22 protein-coding genes are annotated in these 20,428 nt (G+C 68.4%); 7 read left to right on the top strand and 15 right to left on the bottom strand.

All coding sequences use genetic code 11. From position 1 onward, the window contains the following. Positions 1-2: 2 nt before the first annotated feature. Positions 3-803: an NPP1 family protein gene (locus ACWF0M_RS27695; protein WP_452238636.1), complete on the bottom strand. Its 801-nt coding sequence runs from the start codon at positions 801-803 to the stop codon at positions 3-5. A gap of 218 nt (positions 804-1,021) precedes the next feature. On the opposite strand from ACWF0M_RS27695, the gene ACWF0M_RS27690 reads away from it, so the two are divergent. Further along, positions 1,022-1,303, top strand: a complete 282-nt coding sequence (locus ACWF0M_RS27690) for a hypothetical protein (RefSeq protein ID WP_452238635.1) — start codon at positions 1,022-1,024, stop codon at positions 1,301-1,303. 172 nt (positions 1,304-1,475) lie between these two features. Here ACWF0M_RS27690 and ACWF0M_RS27685 read toward each other — a convergent pair whose 3' ends face one another. The 5 genes from ACWF0M_RS27685 to ACWF0M_RS27665 all read right to left on the bottom strand — a co-directional run bounded on the left by ACWF0M_RS27685 (position 1,476) and on the right by ACWF0M_RS27665 (position 7,280). Then, on the bottom strand, positions 1,476-2,705 hold the full coding sequence (locus tag ACWF0M_RS27685) for an MFS transporter (protein WP_452238634.1): 1,230 nt from the start codon (positions 2,703-2,705) through the stop codon (positions 1,476-1,478). A gap of 180 nt (positions 2,706-2,885) precedes the next feature. Then, complete coding sequence (gene crcB, locus ACWF0M_RS27680; protein ID WP_452238633.1) at positions 2,886-3,257, bottom strand: fluoride efflux transporter CrcB; 372 nt, start codon at positions 3,255-3,257, stop codon at positions 2,886-2,888. After that, positions 3,254-3,721 carry a fluoride efflux transporter FluC gene (locus tag ACWF0M_RS27675; protein ID WP_452238632.1) on the bottom strand — a complete coding sequence of 156 codons (468 nt, stop codon included), beginning with the start codon at positions 3,719-3,721 and terminating at the stop codon, positions 3,254-3,256. The genes crcB and ACWF0M_RS27675 overlap by 4 nt, the downstream gene beginning before the upstream one ends. A 56-nt stretch (positions 3,722-3,777) precedes the next feature. Continuing rightward, positions 3,778-6,084, bottom strand: a complete 2,307-nt coding sequence (locus ACWF0M_RS27670; protein WP_452238631.1) for an FdhF/YdeP family oxidoreductase — start codon at positions 6,082-6,084, stop codon at positions 3,778-3,780. Beyond that, complete coding sequence (locus ACWF0M_RS27665; protein ID WP_452238630.1) at positions 6,081-7,280, bottom strand: PucR family transcriptional regulator; 1,200 nt, start codon at positions 7,278-7,280, stop codon at positions 6,081-6,083. The genes ACWF0M_RS27670 and ACWF0M_RS27665 overlap by 4 nt, the downstream gene beginning before the upstream one ends. Before the next feature lie 161 nt (positions 7,281-7,441). On the opposite strand from ACWF0M_RS27665, the gene ACWF0M_RS27660 reads away from it, so the two are divergent. Beyond that, positions 7,442-7,870: a BON domain-containing protein gene (locus ACWF0M_RS27660; RefSeq protein WP_452238629.1), complete on the top strand. Its 429-nt coding sequence runs from the start codon at positions 7,442-7,444 to the stop codon at positions 7,868-7,870. Here the strand turns inward: ACWF0M_RS27660 and ACWF0M_RS27655 are convergent. Continuing rightward, positions 7,867-8,805 carry a hypothetical protein gene (locus tag ACWF0M_RS27655; protein ID WP_452238628.1) on the bottom strand — a complete coding sequence of 313 codons (939 nt, stop codon included), beginning with the start codon at positions 8,803-8,805 and terminating at the stop codon, positions 7,867-7,869. The two genes, ACWF0M_RS27660 and ACWF0M_RS27655, sit on opposite strands and share 4 nt — an antisense overlap. A gap of 183 nt (positions 8,806-8,988) precedes the next feature. On the opposite strand from ACWF0M_RS27655, the gene ACWF0M_RS27650 reads away from it, so the two are divergent. Then, positions 8,989-9,450 (top strand): hypothetical protein, encoded by a 462-nt coding sequence (locus ACWF0M_RS27650; RefSeq protein ID WP_452238627.1) that lies wholly within the window; start codon positions 8,989-8,991, stop codon positions 9,448-9,450. On the opposite strand, the gene ACWF0M_RS27645 is transcribed toward ACWF0M_RS27650, so the two are convergent. Beyond that, positions 9,447-10,412, bottom strand: coding sequence for a zinc-binding dehydrogenase (locus ACWF0M_RS27645; protein ID WP_452238626.1), 966 nt, complete (start codon positions 10,410-10,412; stop codon positions 9,447-9,449). The genes ACWF0M_RS27650 and ACWF0M_RS27645 overlap by 4 nt on opposite strands. A 79-nt stretch (positions 10,413-10,491) precedes the next feature. On the opposite strand from ACWF0M_RS27645, the gene ACWF0M_RS27640 reads away from it, so the two are divergent. Then, a complete protein-coding gene (locus tag ACWF0M_RS27640) occupies positions 10,492-11,061 on the top strand; it encodes a TetR/AcrR family transcriptional regulator (protein ID WP_452238625.1) in 570 nt (189 codons plus the stop codon). A 58-nt stretch (positions 11,062-11,119) separates the two neighbouring features. Here ACWF0M_RS27640 and ACWF0M_RS27635 read toward each other — a convergent pair whose 3' ends face one another. The 3 genes from ACWF0M_RS27635 to ACWF0M_RS27625 form a co-directional block, all read right to left on the bottom strand. Then, positions 11,120-11,356, bottom strand: coding sequence for an antitoxin (locus tag ACWF0M_RS27635; protein ID WP_452238624.1), 237 nt, complete (start codon positions 11,354-11,356; stop codon positions 11,120-11,122). Positions 11,357-11,371: 15 nt separating this feature from the next. Beyond that, positions 11,372-11,770 carry a hypothetical protein gene (locus ACWF0M_RS27630; RefSeq protein ID WP_452238623.1) on the bottom strand — a complete coding sequence of 133 codons (399 nt, stop codon included), beginning with the start codon at positions 11,768-11,770 and terminating at the stop codon, positions 11,372-11,374. Positions 11,771-11,960: 190 nt separating this feature from the next. Further along, on the bottom strand, positions 11,961-12,536 hold the full coding sequence (locus ACWF0M_RS27625; protein ID WP_452238622.1) for a sigma-70 family RNA polymerase sigma factor: 576 nt from the start codon (positions 12,534-12,536) through the stop codon (positions 11,961-11,963). A gap of 221 nt (positions 12,537-12,757) precedes the next feature. Between ACWF0M_RS27625 and ACWF0M_RS27620 the strand changes: the two genes are divergently transcribed. Both ACWF0M_RS27620 and ACWF0M_RS27615 read left to right on the top strand, forming a co-directional pair. After that, on the top strand, positions 12,758-13,204 hold the full coding sequence (locus tag ACWF0M_RS27620; protein ID WP_452238621.1) for a GNAT family N-acetyltransferase: 447 nt from the start codon (positions 12,758-12,760) through the stop codon (positions 13,202-13,204). Between the two features lie 63 nt (positions 13,205-13,267). Further along, a complete protein-coding gene (locus ACWF0M_RS27615) occupies positions 13,268-13,765 on the top strand; it encodes a DUF2505 domain-containing protein (protein WP_452238620.1) in 498 nt (165 codons plus the stop codon). Positions 13,766-13,772: 7 nt separating this feature from the next. Here ACWF0M_RS27615 and ACWF0M_RS27610 read toward each other — a convergent pair whose 3' ends face one another. Genes ACWF0M_RS27610 through ACWF0M_RS27595 form a run of 4 tightly spaced genes read right to left on the bottom strand, consistent with a single transcriptional unit; the run spans position 13,773 to position 18,929 of the window. Then, positions 13,773-14,945: an acyl-CoA dehydrogenase family protein gene (locus tag ACWF0M_RS27610; RefSeq protein WP_452238619.1), complete on the bottom strand. Its 1,173-nt coding sequence runs from the start codon at positions 14,943-14,945 to the stop codon at positions 13,773-13,775. A gap of 12 nt (positions 14,946-14,957) precedes the next feature. Then, positions 14,958-15,746, bottom strand: coding sequence for an alpha/beta fold hydrolase (locus ACWF0M_RS27605; RefSeq protein WP_452238618.1), 789 nt, complete (start codon positions 15,744-15,746; stop codon positions 14,958-14,960). Position 15,747: 1 nt separating this feature from the next. Further along, entirely contained in the window at positions 15,748-17,427 is a 1,680-nt protein-coding gene (locus ACWF0M_RS27600) for a PHA/PHB synthase family protein (protein ID WP_452238617.1), read from the bottom strand. Continuing rightward, on the bottom strand, positions 17,424-18,929 hold the full coding sequence (locus ACWF0M_RS27595) for a long-chain-fatty-acid--CoA ligase (protein WP_452238616.1): 1,506 nt from the start codon (positions 18,927-18,929) through the stop codon (positions 17,424-17,426). The genes ACWF0M_RS27600 and ACWF0M_RS27595 overlap by 4 nt, the downstream gene beginning before the upstream one ends. 128 nt (positions 18,930-19,057) lie before the next feature. Between ACWF0M_RS27595 and ACWF0M_RS27590 the strand changes: the two genes are divergently transcribed. Then, a complete protein-coding gene (locus ACWF0M_RS27590; protein ID WP_452238615.1) occupies positions 19,058-20,230 on the top strand; it encodes a PucR family transcriptional regulator in 1,173 nt (390 codons plus the stop codon). Positions 20,231-20,428 lie beyond the last annotated feature (198 nt).

Raw genomic sequence — 20,428 nt, 5'->3', positions numbered from 1 at the left:
GGTCAGGCCCAGGGGTCGAAGGGGATGCCGGAGGGCTTGGACGCGTTCAGCAGGTTGCGGAAGCGGTCGTCCTTGTCGGTGATCTTGATCGTCGCGGACCCGAAGTCGGCGTTCATCAGGATGTCGCGCAGCGACGTACTGGGGTAGCCGTTCCAGCCGACCAGCGGCGGGTACCGCCAGTTGTGGTAGTGGTTCTCCGGCGGCTCGTCGTTGGTGTTGGCAAGGCGGAAGAAGTGCGTGCTCGCGCCGTCTTTGTGGTAGACGACCTTCGGGTGCGAGCCGTCGAACCGCACCTGCGAGCGGGTGTAGGTGACCTGGCTCGAGTGCTGCGTCGTGGTCACGTACTCGACCTGGTTGGACGCCTGGTTGATCCAGGAGATCACGTGCTCCCAGTCGTGCCGGTGGCCGCCGAGACTGCTGCCGGGCAACGCCTGGTCCTTCTCGAAGTAGCTGGCGTACACGACCGCGCACCAGCCGTTGTTGCACTTCTCGCGGGAGTAGGTCTGGGAGTTGTCGAGGTCGGACTGGTCGCGGCAGTTGCCGTTCACGTCGCCGGTCGGGTTGAGGCCGGGGTTGAGGGTGCCGTCCGCGCCGATGGCGGGGGTGGCGTAGCAGCCGTCGGTGTCGTAGTCGTACGCCGGCGAGAACGACTGCTCGTACCCGTCGGCGTTCTGCGGCAGGCTCGGCGGCGGCGCGGCGTACGCGATCGCGGCCGAGGTGATCATCAGGGCGGCGGTTCCGAGAACGACACCGAGCGTTCTGCGGAAGGATCGGGGTCGAGAAGGCGGGGCGGAGTCCTGCATCGATCGCTCCTTTGTTCAAGACTTACTTCAGGGCGGAAAGGAACGATCCGAGGATGCCAGGCCGGGACCACTTCCGCCTATACCTCACGTGACTACTGGTTGACGGTCCGTCGACGTCGGAAATCGATACGTGCCAGGGTCGATGCCGGTGGTGCACAGTGGGACCTGACACCGGCCGCGGTGGGGAGATCGTGGGCCGGTGACGTGGGGAGGAACACGTGCCTGATGAGGACCAGGCGGAGCTCAGGCCTCCGCCGCCCGCACTGCCCGACGGATCGATGCCGACGTACGGCGATCACCCGTTGCCAGGAATCGCCGACGACGAGTCACCGCTGTCGGGCCCGTTCGGATGGGGACCCGACCTCGACCGGCTCGACCAGTTCGCGCACGCCGGGCGCCGGTCACCACCCGCCGAAAGCCCGCTACTGATCGTTGCCTTGATCATCATTGCCGGCGTCGCCCTTTCCGTCCTGATCGCAGCCCTCGCCGTCCACGTGTGACGGCCAGTAATCCTCCCCAAACCGGTTCGGGGAGACTTTCCACCGGGACTGGGGAGGGCTGCTGCCCGATTCGGGAGGGCAGATCTCCCCACAACGCCGCCACCCCGCTGCACCGCCCTGCACCTCGGCGGGGGGATTCCGGGCATATGTCGCGAATTTCCGACCCAGGACACTAGCGGCTGTCGGCGACCGGCTGGGTCGGGGTGGCGCGGGCGCTGAGGATCGTGAAGCCGACGATCGCGAGCGCGGTGAGGCAGGCGGGGATGAAGAAGACGTGCGGCAGGCCGATCGCGGCCACGCCGATACCGCCGATGGTGCCGCCGATCGCCGAGCCGAGCGGGATCGCGCCCAGGAAAACGCCGGACGCGGTCCCCGCGCCTTCCGGGTAGAGCCGTTGGGCGATCGAGACGCCGAGCGCGCCGACGCACGCCCACAACCCGGCCGTCAGCGCCTGGCCGACGAACAGTCCGACGACCGACGTACTGAGTGCGTAGGCGAGGTTGCCGGCCAGGCCGAGTACGGCGCCTGCCGTCATCGCGCGGATCGCGCCGTACCGGTCGGCCAGTCGCGCCACCACCGGGAGCAGGAGCAACTCGAGAAGCGGCTGGATGCCGATCACCACGCCACGCAGCGAGTCGGACACGTGTAACTGCTCGGCCATGTAGATCGGCAGGTACCCGAACTTGATCGTGTCGCCGGTCATCGCCAGGACACAGACCGCGGTGAAGATCAGCAACGGCATCATGTGGTCGATCCGCCGGCGCCCTGACCTGTGCTCAATGCGCGTGCCGGCGCGTGGATCGTCGTACCGCTCGACGCGTTGCCGGCCGAGCGGAATCATCGCGGCGAACACGCAGACGGCCGTTGCCACCAGCAACGCACGGAGCCCGAAGGCGCCGCCGAACCAGCTGCCGAACACCGGGCCGAGGATCCAGCCCGTGGTGAAGGCCATCCGGACGGTTGCGACGATCCGGTTCTCGGCCCGGGTCGGATGCCGGCTCAACTCGTCACGGCACGCCGCGAACAGCTGCGCCATCGAACCGCCGGCAACACTCAACGCCAGCGCGCTGATCACGAACGGCATCCAGACCTCGGTCGATGCCGCCATCGCGAGCCAGCCGGCTGCGCCGACGACCGAGCAGATCCGGAACCACAGCAGCCGGTCCTGGGTCCGGTCCGACCATCGCCCGACCAGGAACCCTGCGATTGGCGCGGCCAGGTTCGTCACGTAATACAGGCCGGCGACCGGCAATGGTGTGTGGAGTTCCCGGACCAGGAACAGCGTGAGCTGCGGGGTCGCCGCCGAGAGACCGACACCGGCGATCAGCAACGACAGGAACGCCGAACGGTAGAACCGTGACCGGAGCACAATGCCCAGCGCGGACTCCGACCGGTCCAGCATCCACCCCTCCACGGAAACGCTTCCCGCCCAACGATAGGCGCACCCACCCGCACCTCACCGCCTCGTGTCACCCCTCGAACAGTTCTCCACCGCTGGTGCGGAGCTCGAGTGGGATTCGAGGTGCTGTTCGGGGGGTCTGGTGGTGGACTATCCGGGGATCGCCACCCGCGATCGGTGACGTCAGGTCCAGATTGCTTGGCTGATGGTTGCGCCGAGGAAGACGCTGCCTAGGCCGGCGACGATGCTTGCGGTGACGTTGGCGACTGCGAGGAAACGGGCTCGGTCCTCGTACAGGCGGATGGTCTCGTAGGAGAACGTCGAGTACGTCGTGAGCGCGCCGCAGAACCCGGTGCCGACGAACAGTTGGACGCCGTGCGGGAGAGCGGAGGACGCGCCGACCAGGAAACCCAGGATCAGCGATCCCACGACGTTCACGCTGAACGTGCCCCACGGGAACAGTGAGTCGTGCCGGGCCTGAACGGCGCGGTCGGCGACGTACCGCAGCGGCGCTCCGATCAGACCGCCCGCGATCACGAGCAACAGCCTGGTCATCGCGTCCTCCACATGATCAGGGCGCGCGTCGCGGTCACCGTCGCCCGGACCGCGAGCAACGCGCCGACGATGGTCGTGGCCAGGTAGAGCAAGGCGATCCCGGCGTTCCGCCCGGTGACGAGCTGCTGGATGTCGACGGCGTACGTCGAGAACGTGGTGAACCCGCCGAGTACGCCGGTGCCGAGAAACGGGCGGAGGAGCCGTTGACGGGTGAGTACGTCGGTGGCCAGCACCATCAGGATCCCGATCAGGCCGCAACCGACCACGTTGATGACCAGCGTGCTCACCGGGAACCCACCCGGCGAGGTGGGCCACCCGAGCCCGACCAGGTATCGCGCGGCGGCGCCGATCGCACCGCCGGTCGCGATCGCGCCGAGGATCACCGGGTCATGCGCACGCTGACCCCGGCCGTCGATCCGCAGGTCGACGTCAGAGTCGACCGGACCCTTGGGCAAGGGGTTCACGGGGTGGTGCTCCACTCCGCTCAGCATATCTGACGTAGGAGATGCCGATCCGCGCGCTACACCTGACTCGAGGGAGCGACGCGCACCTTGATGTTCTTCATCAGGGGCTGGTCGCTCTGGGTGCTGTAGTCGTTGGCGGCGACCAGGACGTTCATCTCCGGCATGTACCCCGCCGCATTGCCGCGGGGCATGTCGTACCGCAGGGCGCGGTACTCGCGGAGCACCCGAGTCGAACCGTCGCGCGCGGTCGCGACGATGTCCACGAGGTCGCCCTGCCCGATGCCGCGCGCACTCATGTCGTCGGCATTCATCAGGATCAGCGTGCGGAGGTTCTTGACGCCGCGGTACCGGTCGTTGTCGGAGTAGATCGTGGTGTTCCACTGGTCGTGCGACCGCATCGTCTGCAGGATCAGGACGTCGCCGTCAGCGGGCACCACATCCGGCAGATCGGCGGTCGAGAACTCGGCGCGGCCACTCGGTGTCAGGAACACGAGCTCGCGCGCGGGTTGCCGCAGCCGGAACCCAAGGCGGTTGCGCACCCGGCGGTTGAAGTCCTCGAAGCCATCGAGCGCCTTGGACATGATGTCGCGGATCCGGTCGTAGTCCTCGACGTACCAGGACCAGGGCGTCCGTGTCTCCGGCAGAGTCGCCTGGGCAATCCCGGCGATGATCGCGGGCTCGGAGAGCAAGGCGGGCGAGGCCGGGTGTTTGCGGCCGATCGACAGGTGAACCATGCTCATCGAGTCCTCGACCGACACCGACTGCGGGCCGGCGGCCTGGACGTCGAGCTCGGTCCGCCCGAGGCACGGCAGGATGAGCGCCTGGCGACCGTGCACGAGGTGACTGCGGTTCAGTTTCGTACTGACCTGAACGGTGAGTTCGCACGCCCGCAGACCTTCGCCGGTCGCGACGGTGTCGGGCGCGGCGAGCGCGAAGTTGCCGCCCATCCCGACGAATACCTTGACCGATCCGTCCCGCATCGCGGCGATCGTGCGGACCGTGTCCAGCCCGTGTTCCCGCGGCGGCTCGATCCCGCAGGCGGTGGCGAGCCGATCGAGGAACGTCGCGCTCGGCCGGTGGTCGATCCCGCAGGTCCGGTTGCCCTGCACGTTGCTGTGGCCGCGGACCGGCGACGGGCCGGCGCCTTCCCGGCCGAGGTTGCCGCGCAACAGCAGCAGGTTGACGAGCTCGCGGACGGTGTCCACGCCATGCTCGTGCTGCGTCACGCCGAGGCACCAGCTGATCAAGGTACGTCGGGATTCCGAGTAGATCGTGGCGGCCCGGCGGATGTCCGCCTCCGTCAGGCCGGACTGCCGCTCGAGGTCGGCCCACTCGGTGTCCTCGCAGATCTTCCGGTACGCCGCGAACCCCTCGGTGTACCGCTCGAGGAACACCTCGTCGAGCGCCTTGCGATCGGTCCGCGCCTCCTCGAGAACCGCCTTCGCGATGCCGCGCAGCAGGGCGAGATCACCGCCGACCCGTACCTGCAGGTTCAGGGTGCTCGTCGGCGTGGACTTGAACAACGCCATGTCGACGAACTCGTGCGGCACGATCGTGCGCCCGGCGGCGGCTTCGACGAGCGGGTTGATGTGCACGATCTGCGCGCCGCGCCGGTACGCGTCCGACAGCGCAGTCAGCATCCGGGGCGCGTTCGACGCGGCGTTCACCCCGAGGACGAAGATCGCTTCGGCGTTCTCCCAGTCGCGAAGGTCCGCCGTACCCTTGCCGGTTCCGAGGGCGGCCTGGAGTGCGCGGCCGGAGGCTTCGTGGCACATGTTCGAGCAGTCGGGCAGGTTGTTGGTCCCGTACTCGCGCGCGAACAACTGGTAGAGGAACGTCGCCTCGTTGCTGAGCCGGCCGGACGTGTAGAAGGACGCCTGGTTGGGGGAGTCGAGGGCGTGCAGCTGGGTGCCGATCAGGTCGAAGGCGGCCTGCCAGCTGATCGGGACGTAGCGGTCGGTCTCGGCGTCGTACATCATCGGCTCGGTCAGGCGGCCGACGTCCTCCAGCGCGAAGTCGGTCCAGCTCTCCAGTTCGGTGACGGTGTGCTCGGCGAAGAACTCACGGCCGGCGCGCTTCGGGGTCATCTCCCAGACGACGTGTTTGACGCCGTTCTCGCACAGGTCGAGTTTGAGGCCGTCGACCGCGTCCGGCCAGGCGCATCCGGGACAGTCGAACCCGCCGTTCTCGTGGTTCATCTTGAGCATCGCGCGCGGCCCGGACAGCACCGCGTGCTCGGTTCCGAGGACCCGCGCGACGGACATCGCCGCGCCCCAGCCCGCGGACGGGTGGTGATAGTCCTTCTGCGACCACTCTGCCTGGGTCTCCGGCCCGTCGCCGCCTGGGTTCACCGTGTCGGTCATGCTGTGCTGCTCCCTCCTCCTGGCACCAGCTTGACGGCGTACGCCGCGGCTGCGAGCTCGGACGCCTGTCGCGGGTCCGACAACGACCGCCCGGTCAGCTCCTGCAGGCGGCGCAGGCGGTAGCGGACCGTGTTCGGATGACAGTGCAGGACGTCGCCGGCCTGTTCGGCCGACCCGCCGTGGTCGAGGTACGCGTCCAGGGTGTCGAGCAGTACGGCGCGATCGTCGCCGGGCAGCGCGAGTACCGGGCCGAGCACCTGATGCGCGATCCGCCGGCCCTCGCGCGGATCCATCGCCATCATCCCGGCGAGCGGACTCGAGTCGAACACCTGGACCTCGGTACGCCCGGCCGGCACCGTGACCAGCGCCGTACGTGCGAGCTGCAGCGCCCGCGGCGTCTCCGACAGCGAGCGGTACGGCGGACTCACCCCGGTCCGCGCCGTCGCCGATTTCTGCAGGACCGTCATGACCGAGCCGTCGGATTCGGCCGGCAGCGAGATCAATCCGAGCTGCAGCGCCGGAGTCAACCGCCAGCCGGAGACGACGCCGCGGCCGGCGAGCTGTTTCTCGATACCGGGCAGGCTCTCCTCGGCGAGGCCACGGGTCTCGGCGGCGACCACGACCAGCTGACTGTCGGGCGGGAAGCCGAGCAGCGAGGCCGCCTCCCACGGGCCGCCTTCCGGCCCCGGATGCCCAGTGAGCAGCGCTTCCACGAGCGCCGAGCGGCGTTGCTGCCGGGCGAGCAGGATCTCGGCGGTCGCTGCCCGGTACGCCTCGGTGACGGCGATCGCGTGGTCGTCGGTCAGCTGCCAGATCATGCTCGCCCCGGACAGCAGCGCGTCGGCCGCAGCCGGCTGCCGGTTCCGGCGCGAGTGTGCGACGAGTGCGTCCCAGAGCGTCGCCCAGCAGACCCGGTACGCCTGCAGCACCTCGGGCAGCGGGGCCGACTGCTGCGCCCGTCGGCGGCCGGTTTCCTTGGGTGCACGCAGGTCCAGCGGAGCGTGCGGATCACGCAGAGCGGCGAGCAGGAACCGCAGGTTGTGCCCGACGGAGCGGCGCAGTTCGGCCACGGTGACGACCTGCGCGTCCCGGTAGAACGGGATCCGCGTGAGGATCGCGCCACAGGCGTCCTCGGTCAGCTCGGGCAGCCGGTCCTCCGCCCACGCGGCAAGGTCCGCCAATTCGGTGCCACTCATACGAAAACCTCCCTGTGCCTCATCTCAACACACTGCGCGCGGACCTGGAGGCATCCGCGCGCAGGCGGTCTGGCGGCGCAGACAAGGAGATCTGTCCGCGCCGACAGACTTCGTGCTCTTTCACAGCCCGGCCCGTCACCCCAGGAATAGCGTGGCTGATCATGAGTGACGAGCTGCAGGGCGCGGTGAACACCGCGATCTTCTTCGATCAGACGGTGGACAGTGTCGCGATCGTGGCGGAGGTCGACGGCGGGGTCGTGACGTTGCGCGGGACGGTCGGGAGTGACCGCGAGAAGGAGCAGACCGAGCACGACGTACTGCAGGTCGACGGCGTCACCGCCGTACACAACGAGCTGGTGGTCACGGCACTGGACGCGGCGACCCGGGACGATGCCGATCTGCGGGGCGCCGTCCTCCAGGCGCTGGCGCTGGAGGACGGCGTACCGGAGTCCGTCGACGCGAACGTCGTGGACGGTTGGGTCACGTTGAGCGGTACCGCGACGCACGATCAGTGCGACCGCGCCGAGGCCGTGGTGACCCGGTTGGAGGCGGTCAAGGGCGTGACCAACGACGTACAGCTGGTTGACTAGCCGCCGTTGAGGACGTCGTACTTCGGGGCGATCCGGAAGTACTGCGGGTCGGAGAAGGTCAGCGGGACCTTGCCCAGACTCTTGATCACGGTGCTCGTTCCGTTGGCGTGACCAACGGCGTACAGGTAACCGGACTTGGTTTCCTTGTCGATGCCGAGCAGCAGCGTGCCGCTCGCGCCGCACTTGGTCGCGATCAGCTGCTCGAAGCCCTGCCAGGTGGTGCCGCGGACCGTCTTGCTGGTCGGCGCGGCCAGGTACTTCGTCGGCCAGGTGACGGTGACGAGCGCACCGGACCTGGTGTTGGCGAGGAACGTCTCCGAGGTCGCCGTACGACCGATCAGCGCAATCCCCTTGACCGTGCTCAGGCCGCCGACACCGGAGGTGATGCGCCAGCCGCTGCCCTCGGAGATCCAGCGCTGCGTCACACCGTCGGTGCGCTGGCCGTACAGCAGTGTGCGGGACGGATCGCCGGCGTTCGCCGGGCGCAGGACCGACTGCTCGATCCAGCGGTAGTTGGACCAGCCGGCGCCGATCCGGAGGTTGTTGTGCGGGTAGTGCGGGTCGAGCTGGCTCTGGCCGTCGACGACGAACGAGCTGGAGTACAGCGCGCCGCCCATGACGGTCAGACCGGTCCGGGACTCGCCGCTGCCGAGCGGCGTGCCGGTGAACGTGCTGATGTGCTGGACCTGGTTCGCCGGGAACACCCCGGCCGTCCCACGGACCCCGCCGATGGTGATCGGTGCGGTGGCGTTGACCATCCGGCTGGTGAACGCGCCGGTCGACGTCACCGAGCCCAATCGCAACGCGCACGCTGCCGTCGTGCTGTCGGATGCTGACTGTGCAGCGGTCTTGGCCTGCGCCGACGGCACCATGGCCGCCCCGAGGCCGAACGCGAGCACGCCGGCCGAGGCCAGACCTACTGTCTTACGAAACATCTGGATCGTCCTCCCCTTGACGCGGAGGCACCCCAGCCTCCGTCGTACCGCATTGGAATCCGGCCGCCCCCGAAAAGTTGCCGGCTGATGTGACCTCCGCGACAACGGCTGGAGGGCTCGGTCGCCCGTGCTTGCTGGTAGACACGGGCGTGGGTACGTGTCGGCGACCGGGAAGCAGACTCGATGGTGATGGCGTGGCGGTTCGGTGCCGTTGACGTCGATGCCGTCATGGGGGTCCTGCGGGACGCGGAAACCTTCGCGGACTGGATGGTCGCCGTACCGCCGGAGCTTCGCGCCGGACCGAACTGGCCGCAGGTGGGAAGCGTCATCCTGCGCGACGACGGCCGCGAGCCGCGCGCACGCCATGCTCACAATCGGCAGCTGCTCGTCGCGGTCGTCGAGCGTTGGCGCCCCGAGAGCGAGCTGGTCGTCCGTCTGCGCAGTGGATTGGGCGGTTGGGTCGAGGTAGCGGTCAAGGTACAACCGCGCCCCGGCGGCGCACTGATCGAGGTCCGCTCCGAACCGCTCACCGCGACAGCCCGCCTCCGCTACAGCGGCACGTCCCGCGGCCGCGCCGAAGAACGCTGCGCCCAAGTCGCCGAAAACCTGATTACCCTGGCCACCACCGACGAACCCGAGGACTAGACCGGCCTCAGAACGATCCGCCCGAACACCTCGCCGTCCTGCATCCTCTGATGCGCCTGCCCGGCGTCGTCCAGCGGCAGTTCCGCATGGATCACCATCGGCATTCGGCCGTCCGCCGCGGCGGCGAACTGCTCGGTTCTGACGGTACGGCGTTCTGCGGCGGTTACCGTGTCCGCGCTGAAGGTCGCGAAGGACAGCGACCTGCGGAAGTTGGCCATCAACGCCGTACCGAGGTCAGCCGGTGGTGGACCCGCGATCGCGCCGACGGCGACGAGCCGGCCGTTCGGACGCAACTTGTCGAGGAACACCGGCAGCTCCGGCCCCGCCACGACGTCGATGATCACGTCGTACGCCGGGGGAGCGGTGGAGTCACCCGCCCCGGACCGGTCCAGAACGTGCGTCGCGCCGACCGCGCGCAACAGTTCACCGCGTGCCGCCGACGAGGTGGTGACCGCGACCGCCGATGCACCGCCCCGCGAGGCCAGGTGGACCGCGAGGATGCCGATGCTTCCGGCGGCACCACGCACCAGAACGGACTGGCCGGGGCTGAAATGCGCGTGCTGCAAGCCGAAATGCGCGACCACGCCTGAGCTCCCGAGCGTCACGGAGCCCGCCGCAGACAGGCCGGTCGGCAACGGTACGACGTCCTCGACCGCGGCGACTGCCTGCTCGGCGTACCCGCCACCAAGACCTGTGAACGCCCAGACCCGTTGCCCGATCCAGGAATGGTCCGTGTCGGGGCCGACGGCAATCACTGTCCCGGCAACCTCCGATCCTGGTACGAGACCTTCACGGAATCCCCACGCAGCAAGGGAACCGCTACGGATCAACGCGTCAACACCCCCGACCCCGATCGCCTCGACCGCAACCAGAACCTCACCTGCACCGGGCACCGGCGCCGGAACCTCGACGACACTCAGCACTTCTGGACCGCCGAACGCCTTGATCACCACTGCCTTCACGTGCGATCTCCTCTCGACTCCTCCTCGACTGTTCCGAGACTAAGTGGACGCACCCGTCCGGTTGGCTAGAGTGAGAGCGGTGAAGGATCGATTGCCTCAGAAACTGCGCGCCGACGCGGAGGACAACCGTGAGCGGATCCTGGCGTCGGCCCGAGCCCTGTTCGCGAGCGAGGGTCTGGCCGTGCCGATGCGCGAGATCGCCCGGCACGCCGGTGTCGGCCCGGCGACGCTGTACCGCCGCTACCCGACGAAGCAGGCGCTGGCGACCGCGGCCTTCGACGAACAGGTCCATGCCTGCGAGGCGATCGTCGAAGCGGGGCTCGCGGCGACGGATCCCTGGCAGGGGTTCTGTCTGGTGATCGAGCGGGTCTGCGAGCTGCACGTCCGGAATCGAGGGTTCACGGATGCGTTCCTGGCGACGTACCCCGAGGCGGTCGACAGTTCGGCGAGCCGCGAGTTGACGTTGAAGTCCGTTGCCACCTTGGCGCGGAGGGCGAAGGCGCGGGGGCGGCTGCGGCGGGATTTCGAGGTGAGTGATCTCGTCATCATGCTCACCGCGCACCGAGGGCTGCAGGCCTCGACCCCGGCTCGGCGGTTGGCTGCTTCGCGGAGGTTTGCCGCGCTGACCGTGCAAGCTTTCAGCGCATGAAAATGCCTGAGGCGGCCGTGGGAACGTCCCACGGCCGCCTCAGTGTGCAGGCTTGTGATCAGCCCTGGTTGTCAGGGATGTCGTCGTTCTGGCCGTCGAGGCCGTCGAGCTGGTCCTTCGCGACGCCGACGCCCTGGTCGATCTTGTCGCCGTACTGGCCGCCGGTCTTCTCGTCGACGAAGTCGCCGGCCTTGTCGAGACCCTCGGCGACCTTGTCACCGTGACCGTCGACCAGGTCGGCCGCCTTGTCCTTCAGGCCCTCGGCCGCGTCCTTGATGTTGTCGAATACGCCCATGTTCGTGATCCCCGATCAGTTTCCGTAGGTGCTGTTGTCGTTGCTGTCGCCGTCGTTCGAGGAGCCGTAGCCGCCCTCCGACGAACGCTCGTTGCCGTCACCGGACTGCCCGTAGTCGCTGCCCCCACGGGACTCCTCGCCCGATCCTTCGTCGCTGCGGGACTCCTCGCGCTGACCGTAGTCGCCGCCGGACTCTTCACGCTGACCGAAGTCACTGCCCGACTCTTCGCGCTGACCGAAGTCGCTGCCCGACTCGTTGCCGGATTCCCCTCCGCTGGAATCCTGGCCGAAGTCGTTGCCGCCGCGGTTCGAGTCGTCACCGGAGCCGTAGCTGTTGCTGTTGCCGGAATCCTCCCGACCACCCTGCTCGCCGTACTGGCTCTCGTTGTTCTGCTCGTCGTAAGGACTGCTCATGCGATATCTCCCCGTGAGATATGAGTTGTCGACCGCCCGGTACTGAACCAAGCTGTACGACGGGGCGGTCGTGAGCCGAATGGCACCCGCCCTTTCCTACCGGAAGGTAGGAGACGGCGCAAGGACTCCGTCGCGTGTTTTGCCTGCCTTCACGAACAGGTCACTCAGCCGGTTCTCAGGTGGCGGGTTCTCAGTCAAGGATTCGGCGCAGCCGGTTGGTCGCGCGGAACTGCAGCTGCTTGACGGCCCCGTCGGTGCGATCCATCGCCGCCGCGGTCTCGCTGATCGAGAGACCCGCGAAGAACCGCAGCAGCAGGCACTCGCGCTGGTCGTCCGGCAGCAGCGAGATTGCGCCGCGCAGCGACGCCTCGCTCACCGACGCCAGCGCGGCCTGCTCGGGTCCCATCGACTCGTCGACCTGCGGGTCGACCTCGTCGGTGACGATCGCCAGCCGGCTCCAGCCGGAGCGGTGATGGTCGATCACCACGTTCCGGGCGATGGTGACCAGCCAGGCCGCGAAGTTCAGGTGGGCTCGCGGCCGACGGGCGATCGCGCGGAACGCCCGCAGGAACGTCTCGCTGGTCAGATCCTCGGCCGCACTGCGGGACGAGGTCTTGCTGTAGGTGTAGCGGTAGATCGACGGCAGGTACCGATCGTAGAGCCGCCCGAAGGCCGCTCCGTCACCCGCTTGCGCGAGCCGGATCAGGTCGTCCTCGTCGTCGAGATGGTCGGAAACTGCGACAGATGCGGCGGTGTGTCTGGACATGTGTCGGTTACGCACCGCCCGGTGCGAAGTTGTTGATGGCCATGCGCTTCCTAAGCCCCGTTCTCAGTCAGCTACGCGGTGAACATCACGAAAAGGTTACCGAAAGTCGCCCACCGTGTCACCACCTATCCGCTCTGTGTCCGAAACTCAGTATTCTGGACCCGGCCGGCAAGGTAGACCGGTTCACCCAGGTAGTTGCTTGAAGCAACGGTGTGAGAGTCATGGAAGACGTTCAGCTCCGGCCGGCCACCGCCGCCGACGACGAGTTCCTGTACGACCTGCACCGCCGCAGCTTGGGCGAAGCCATCGAGGCGACCTGGGGTCCATGGGACGACGACGTACAACGGGAGTTCCACCGCAGGTGGTTCGCGCCGGAGACCGTCGAGATCGTCCTGGTCGGCGGACGGCGGGCCGGAATGGTGCAGGCGGCAATGACCGGTGCCGACACGTTCTACATCTCCCGGATCGAGATCGCCCCGGAGGTGCAGGGCGGCGGCATCGGTACGACGTTGTTGCGCGGGCTCCTCGATCGCGCTCGTGCGTCGGGTGCAGGTGCCGTCGAGTTGCACGTGCTGGAGCTGAACCGTGCGCGTGCGTTGTACGAACGCCTTGGCTTTCGAGTGGTTGACGTGGCGCCTCCCAAGCTTCGGATGCGCTTGGCTCTGTGAGGGCGGAGGCCGGATGCTGCAGGGGGCGGGGTTGGGGGGTGGGGGGCGGTGCAAGATGGGCTTATGGATCTGTCTCTTGCGACGTCGTACGACGCCTCTCCGGAGGAAGTGTTTGCGATGATCACCGATGTCACGTTTCAGGAGCAGGTGTTTCAGCGGTTGCAGGCGCAGTCGTACGACGTGGTGGTGGGCGATGACGGTGACGACCTCGCGGTGCAGTTGCACTGGCAGACACAGGTGATCGACGTACCGGTCGTGGCACGTAGGTTCGTCGGGCACACGCTCGAACTGGAGCAGTCGAAGCGCTGGCATCGGCCCGATGTCGACGGTGGGCGGCTGGCCGAGGTCGACGGGTCGCTCGCCGGTGTGCCGGTGAGGCTGACGGGTACGACGCGGATCGTTCCGGACGGACGCGGTACTACGCAGGCGTTCGATCTGCAGGTGACGGCTTCCGTCCCGGTCGTCGGGACCCGCCTCGAGCAGCTGGTCGCCGAGGCGGTGCGGGTTCGGCTGGAGAAGAAGTTCGAGGTCGCGTGGTCCTGGCTCTCCGGATCACTCTGACCACACGTTATGCGAAGGCCGAGTGCCCGGTGATCGAGCGTCCGACGATCAGCGTGTTCATCTCGCGGGTTCCCTCGTAGGAGTAGATGGCCTCGGCGTCGGCGACGTACCGGCCGACGTTGTGTTCGAGCAGGATCCCGTTGCCGCCCAGCAGTTCGCGCGCGTAGCCGACGGTCTCGCGCATCCGCATGGTGCAGAACATCTTCGCGAGCGACGCATGTTCGTCGTACGCGACTCCGCCGTCCTGGAGTTGCGAGAGCCGCGCGCAGAGCGTTGCCGACGCGGTGGTGTTGGCGAGCATCCGGACGAGGAGGTCCTGCACGAGCTGGAAGGCTGCGATCGGTCGTCCGAACTGCTCGCGGTCGCGGGCGTAGGCGAGCGCGTGCCGGTACGCACCCCGCGCGCAGCCGACCGACATCCAGGCGACTCCGGCGCGTGTCATCAACAGCACCTTCGCGGTGTCCCGGAACGAGTTCGCGCCGGCCAGCCGGTTCGCCTCCGGCACGCGTACGTCGGAGAGCGTGATCAGCGCGTTCTGTACGACGCGGAGCGCCATCTTGTCCTCGAGCTTCGACGTAGTGAACCCGGGTGTGTCCTTCTCGACCACGAAACCCTTGACCTGCCCGTCCTCGACATCGCGGGCCCAGATCACGGTCAGGTCGGAGAACGTGGCGTTGCCGATCCACTTCTTCTGACCGTTCAACACCCACGTGTCGCCGTCGCGCCGAGCCGTCGTCTGCAGACCGCGCGAGGCCCCCGACCCGACGTCGGGTTCGGTCAGCCCGAACGCCCCGATCAGCTCCAGCCGCGCCATCGCGGGCAGCCATCGCTGTTTCTGTTCCTCGGAGCCGCACAGATAGATCGAGCCCATCGAGAGTCCGCTGTGCACCCCGAAGAACGTCGCGATCGACGGGTCCGCCGTACTGAGTTCCATCGCGATCAGGCCGTCCAGCAGGAAGCTCCGGCCGGGGCAGCCGTAGCCGGTGTACGGCGTACCGACGATGTTCAGGTCGCGCAGCGCCGGGAGCAGCTCGAACGGGAACGCCGCGCGGGTCCAGTAGTCGTTGATGATCGGCGCCACTTGCTTGTCGCCGAAATCACGGACGGCGTGCAGCAGAGAGCGCTCTTCGTCGTTCAGCAGGAGTTCGAGGCCGTAGAAGTCGATCGGGTCCGTGGTCATGATGGATCCCCCTCAGCGGGACAGGAAGCGGGTGATGACGGGCACCAGCGTCGGTGCCTCGGTGACGAGCTCGACATGCCCGCCGTTGTAGATGTGCAGTTCGGCGTGCGGGATCAGCCGGGCCAGGATGCGTCCGTTGACGACCGGGATGATCGGGTCGTCGTCTCCGGTGAGAACGAGCGTCGGCTGCCGGATCAGGCCGAGGAACGGGAGGCTGGTCCAGCAGGCGCCCGCGAGCAGCTGGTACACGTAGCCGCGCATCGATCCCGCGCTGACCTGGTTCTTGAAGACCGCGAGGATGTCGCCCGCGTGTTTCCGCGCGGTCCCGCCGTACAGGAGACCGGCGACGCCGGCGGCGTACCCGGGGTCGCTGAAGCGTCGTGGCGTGAGCATGCGCAGCAGCGTGGTCGGTTTGCCGGGCACCATTAGGACTCCGGTGCCGGTGCTGACCAGGACCAGCCGGCGGACCCGCCGCCGGTGCTGGGCCGCGAGTTGCTGGGCAAGCGCTCCACCCCACGACAGTCCGAGTACGTCGACCTGGTCGTACCCGAGCTGGGTCAGCATCCGGTCGACCATCCACGCCATCCGGGGGATGCCGTCCGGGAGCAGACCGCTCCGCGAGCCGCCGACACCCGGTACGTCGAAGCGGATCACCGTCCGGTCCCGCAGTACGTCGACGACGGGCTGCAGGACCTCGAAGCCGGCGCCGATGCCACAGCACATCAGCAGCGGCGTCTGACGGGGATCGCCAGGAGTCACGTCGTACCGGAGCAGGCGGCCGCCGGCGGTCAGGGTCTCCACGTCACGACTCCCGCACGTAGCTGCCAGGGGCTTCTTCCAACGGCTCCAGTCCGCCACCGCCGAGGTGCTTCGGCGCGACCTTCATCCGTCCACTGCGCGAACCGAGCCAGCCGATGTAGTCCGGCCACCAGGAGCCCTGTTCAGTTGTTGCTGTGCGCAACCACTCGTCGGGGTCCTGCGGGTTCGTGTCGTTGACCTGGAACGTCGCTTTCGGGTTGGTCGGCGGATTGACCATCGACGCGATGTGACCGGCCGTCGACAGCACGAACCGGGTCTCGCCACCGAGCAGTTGCGTACTGCGGTAGCAGGACTGCCACGGGCAGATGTGATCAGAGATTCCTGCGATGACGTACGACGGCGTGGTGACCTTGCCCAGGTCGACCGGCGAGCCGAGCATCGTCGCCGCACCCGGCTCGGTGAGCGAGTTCGACATCGCCTGCTCGACGAACCCGCGGTGCAGGGCGGCGGTCATCCGGGTGGTGTCGGCGTTCCAGAACAGTACGTCGAACGCGGCCGGCGGACGGCCCTGCAGGTAGTTGTTGACCCAGTAGCTCCAGATCAGATCGGTCGGCCGCAGCCAGGCGAACACCTCGGCCAGCGCGCGTCCGTCCAGGAAGCCCCTCGAGGCGGACAGCGCGATCGCTGCGGCGGCCATTCGCTCGTCCATGGCGGCCGACGCGAGTCCGGCGCGGCTCTGGTCGAGCACCGAGACCGCGAGCGTGAAGCTCGCGACCCGGTCGAGTTCGCCGCGGTCGGCGAGGTGGCCGAGCAGCATCGAGGCCAGGATCCCGCCGGAGCAGGTCGCGAACAGATGCGTGCTGTCGGTCCGGCAGATCCGTTGTACGGCGTCCATTGCGGTCAGGATCGCGCCGCCGTACGTGTCCAGGTCCCAGTCGCGGTGCCGCGCGTCGGGGTTCCGCCACGAGATCGTGAACACCTGCTGGCCTTGCTGGACGAAGTACTCGACCATGCTCCGGCCCGGCGCGAGATCGACGACGTAGTACTTGTTGATCACCGGCGGGACGATCAGCAACGGAACGGTGCGGACCTTCGGCGTCTGCGGCGTGTACTGGATCAGCTCCAGGACCTCGTTGTGGAACACCACCGCACCGGGGGTGACGGCAACCGTCTTGCCGACCTCGAAGGCTGTCGCCTCGACCATGCTCGGCACCCGCGGCGCGGTCGACAGATCGCGGACCAGGTTCCGGGCGCCCACGATCGAGCTCAGGCCGGCGGTGTCGATCAGCGCCTTCCAGGCCGACGGGTTCAGCACCGGGTTGTTGCTCGGGGCAAGCGCCTCGACGAGGTTGTCGAGGACGAAGGTCATCCGTTGCGTGTCGCGCCAGTCGAGGCCGGCGTCGGAGGGCAGCGCGGCGGCAGTCTCGGCGGCGGCCAGGTAAGCCTGGACGATCCGGCGCAGGATCGGGTTCTGCGTCCACGCGGGGTCGGTGAACCGGCGGTCCCGGCGGGACGCGGCCCGGTCGGAGTGACCGATCGCGATCTCGCCGAGTTCCCCGGCCAGGTGGGCCGCCCGGTGCCCGAGCGTCCGCGGCCGGGCGGCCAGACCGGCCGCCATCCGGGCCCAGGCCGCGTTCGGGGTGAACCGGCGCAGCGGGCCGATCGCCGCGCTGGTCAGCAGCAGGTCGAGCGGGGCAGCAAGTTCGTCGGCAGTCGTAGTCATCGCAGTGTCCCTTCCGGTACGACGACGTCGCGCCGCTGGATCTTGCCGGTCGGACCCTTCGGCAGCTCGTCGACGATCCAGACCGCGCGCGGGTACTTGTACGCCGCGATCCGGCCCTTCACGAAGTCGCGCAGTTCCTCGGGTGTCGCCGTCGTACCCTCCTTGAGAGCGACGGCGGCGCCGATCTCCTCGCCGAGCGACGGGTGCGGGATGCCGACCACGGCCGCCTCGGCGACGGCCGGATGCTCGTACAGCACCTCCTCGACCTCGCGCGGGTAGACGTTGTAGCCGCCGCGGATCAGCAGGTCCTTCTTCCGGTCGACGATGAAGAAGTAGCCGTCCTCGTCCTGCCGGGCCATGTCGCCGGTGCTGAGCCAGCCGTCGGCGTCGATGGTCGCCGCGGTCTCCTCGGGCTTGTTCCAGTAGGACTTCATCACGTTGTGGCCGCCGATCTGGATCTCACCGATCTCACCAGGCTGCACCGGTTGCCGCTTGTCGTCGACCACTCGCATCCGGACGCCCTCGATCGGCGTACCGATCGACCCCGGCTTGCGGACCGCGTCCGGGTGGTTGAACGACGCGACCGGGGAGGTCTCGGACAGTCCGTAGCCCTCGAGGATGATGCAGCCGAACGCTTCCTCGAACCCGCGCAGTACCTCGACCGGCAGCGCGGCCCCACCCGAGATGCAGGTGCGCAGCGTGCTCACGTCGTACTGCTCCCGATCGGGGACGCCGAGCATCGCGGCGTACATGGTCGGAACGCCTTCGAAGACCGTGACGCGGTCGCGCTGGATCACCTCGAGGGCCTTGGCGGGGGTGAAGCGGGGGATCAGGGTGAGGGTGGAGCCGTTGGCGATCGCGGAGTTGAGGCCGCAGGTCAGGCCGAACACGTGGAACAGCGGCAGGCAGCCCATCACCACGTCGTCCGGGCCGAGCAGGACCAGCGTCCGCGCGGTGACGGCCTGGTTGGTGTTCAGGCCGGCGTGCGTCAGTTCGGCGCCCTTCGGCCGTCCGGTGGTGCCGGAGGTGTAGAGGATCACCGCCGTGTCGTCGGCGTCCCGGCTGGCCGGGTTCACCAGCGGGCGGCGCTCGGCGACGAGCTCGCGGAACTCCTGCGGAGCGACCGGCGCCAGTTCGGAGCCGGCGGCCTTCGCGCCGGCCTCGGCCTCGTCGGCGACCTCGTGCCAGGCGAACAGCACCCGGGCGCCGGAGTCGCCGAGGTAGTACTCGACCTCACGCCGCTTCAGCAGCGGGTTCATCGGTACGGCGACGGCACCGGCCCGGAGGATGCCGTAGAAGATGATGGCGAACTCGGGGACGTTCGGCAGCATCAGCCCGACCCGGTCGCCGGGCTGTACGCCGTACTCCTGGAGCAGCGTTGCCACGCGGGAGGCCGCGTCGTCGAGGGCCGTGTAGCTCAGGACGTCGTCGTCCAGGCGGATCGCGGGGTGGTCCGGGTACATGGCCGCGGACTCGGAGAGGTTGAGGCTGAGGTTCGTCATGGTGCGGCTCCGGGGTGGTGGGTTGCTGTGGTTCCACGATCCGGCGGGGCCTGCCCGAAGGCGATGGGGCGTCGGCCAACGTGACGGCGCTGCGGGTGTGGGCGCGAACAACGTCCTATGCTCCGAAGATGAGCGCCGCCGCCGAAGGTCCGCTGGACGAACTGGTCGACCGGATGCACGCCCGCGCCGCCGAGCTGATCGAGGCGATGGCGTCCCGGATCGAGTCCGAGGTCGAGTTCTACCGGGTCGGCGGGCTGGTCCCGCCGGACGTGTTGCGCGCGTCGTGCGGGGCGAACTTCAAGTTCATGCTCGAATCGCTGGCCGGCAACGACGGCTCCGACCCGGTGTCGGCGCGTGAGACGGGACGTGAGCGGGCCGAGCAGGGCGCACCGCTGGCCGACGTGATGGCGGCGTACCGAGTAGGGACCCGCTACCTGTGGGACGCGGTGCTGTCCGAGGCGGCTGCGGCCGGGATGACCGACCAGGTCGTGGTGCTGGCGTCGAGCCGGTTGTGGCAGGTGCAGTCGTCGTACACCGACGCGATGACGGACGCGTACCGCGACGTGCAGTCGCGACGGATGCTTTCGCAGGACCAAGAGCGTTCGGCGCTCGTGGAAGCGCTGCTCGAAGGCCGGATGCCCGGCGGGCGAACGGTCTGGGAGGCGGCCGAGTTGTTGCGGCTGCCGTACAAGGGCCCGTTCGTGGTCGTCGCGGCCGAGGTGCCCGAGGTCGGGCGGCAGGCGGTGACTGCGGCGGAGGAGCGGCTGCGATCGGTCGGTATCGCGTCGGCCTGGCGGTTGCTGCCCGAGCTGCAGATCGGCGTCGTGTCCGTGCCGCCCGCACGTCTCGGCGTACTCGTCGACCTGCTCAGCCGGTCCGCGACGGGGCGGGTCGGTGTCAGTCCGCCGTACGACGAACTCGACGGGACCGGTCAGGCGGTCCGGTTCGCCCGGGTCGCGCTCGCGGGGTCGACCGCGGACTCGCCGGTCACGTTGTTCGAGGAGTCACCGCTGACGATGGCGGCGGTCGCGGCGCCGGACGTGATGCAGTACTTCGTCCACAAGGTACTCGGAGGACTCGACGACCTCGCGCCGGACGACCGTGAGGTCCTGCTCGACACCCTCGCCGCGTGGTCGACCCACAACGGCTCAGCCACCGAAACGGGCGAGTACCTCTACTGCCACCCCAACACCGTCCGGCACCGCCTCCACCGCATCGAAGAACGCACCGGCCGCACACTCACCGACCCACGCGCCGTCGCCGAACTCCTCCTCGCCCTGGAAGCGTCACGCACTAGCTGAGCTCACGCCGGGAGATATCCCCGGGCGTTGTGGGTTCTCCCCTGGCATACGAGCGGAGAACCTCCCACACCAGGGGTTATCCGGCGCTCCGGTCAGATGTGTGGGCGTCAGCGGCGGCATCCGGAGACTCACGACAGACCGTGGAGACCTGCAACCCGACATTCCCTGCCTCCCCCCACCACCTGCTGTCTCCAGTCC

The sequence above is a fragment of the Kribbella sp. NPDC055110 genome (assembly GCF_053607525.1).
The sequence above is the reverse complement of the archived record's forward strand: the minus strand, read 5'-3'. Positions and strand labels throughout refer to the sequence as shown.